The 1,064-nt window shown below is 70.8% G+C and carries 1 protein-coding gene and 1 pseudogene; one reads left to right on the top strand and one right to left on the bottom strand.

Translation table 11 applies throughout. The features are described 5' to 3' along the window. Positions 1–465 (top strand): annotated as a pseudogene (locus A5691_RS02140) (hypothetical protein); the annotation flags it as partial. Between the two features lie 3 nt (positions 466–468). Here A5691_RS02140 and A5691_RS02135 read toward each other — a convergent pair. Next, positions 469–1,064 (bottom strand): VWA domain-containing protein (locus tag A5691_RS02135; protein ID WP_156734755.1); only part of this gene is annotated, 596 nt, incomplete at its 5' end.

The following is a 1,064-nucleotide window of genomic DNA, read 5'->3' as shown; positions in this document are numbered from 1 at the left end:
TTCACCGCCCTGCACGCGGTGAGCGCCCTGGCCATCACGGGTGGCGACACCCCGCCCCCGGCCCGCATCGTGCTGCTGTCCGACGGCGGGGAGAACAAGCCGTCCAATCCCAGCGACCCGCACGACGGGGTCTACACGGCGGCGCGGCTGGCCCGGGACGAGGGGGTGCCCATCTCGACGATCTCGTTCGGCACCAAGACCGGCGAGATCGAGATGGACGGGCAGCGCGTGGCCGTCCCGGTTTCGACGGACCAGATGAAGACGATCGCCAAGCTGTCCGGCGGGCAGTCCTACACCGCCAGCAACATCGCCGAGCTCAACAAGAGCTACAACGCCATCGAGAAGGACATCGGCTATCGCACCGTGGCCGGGCCGGGCAGCGCCGGGTGGCTGCGCCTGGGCGTGATCACCGCCTTGATCGCGACGGCGCTGGCGCTGCTGATCAACCGGCGGCTGCCGGTCTGATCGTCAGGACGGCAGCCGGCGGTTCAGGAACAGGCCGGCCAGGATCGCGCCGGCCAACGCGACCGCCCCCAGCAGCATCCACGCCAGGCTGGCGTCGCCCTTGACGGTCTCGTACCCGATCTGGCGCTGCAGGGTCGAGTAGACGTTCTTCAGCGACTCCAGGCTGTCGGCGTGGAACGCCTGGCCGTCGGTGATCTCGCAGATCTTCTGCAGCGTCTGATCGTCGACGGGAACCGGGATGGTGGCGCCCTCGTACTCGACGGTGCCGTACGGCGTCCCGAAGGAGATGGTCGAGATCTGCACGCCCGCGGCCTTGGCGGCCCGGGCGGCGGTGAACGCCCCCTGCGGGGCGTTGGCGTCCAGCGGCACGTTCTCCGCGCCGTCGGACTCCAGCACGATGCGCGCCGGCGGCGGGCCGTCGCCGCCGCCCATCACCGAGCCCACCGTCGCGATCGCCTGCAGGGCGGTGAACAGGCCCTCACCCGTCGCGGTCTTGGGGGCCGGCTTCAGGCTGTCGATCGCCGCCTTCACCGCCTCGCGGTTGGTGGTCGGGGAGACCAGCAGCGACGCGTTGGCCGCGAATTCCACCAGCCCCAGGT

The organism is Mycobacterium sp. E183 (assembly GCF_001667735.1).
In the GTDB taxonomy this organism is placed as follows: domain Bacteria; phylum Actinomycetota; class Actinomycetes; order Mycobacteriales; family Mycobacteriaceae; genus Mycobacterium.
Note: the sequence above shows the minus strand (reverse complement) of the source record. Positions and strands in the feature narration are given on the sequence as shown.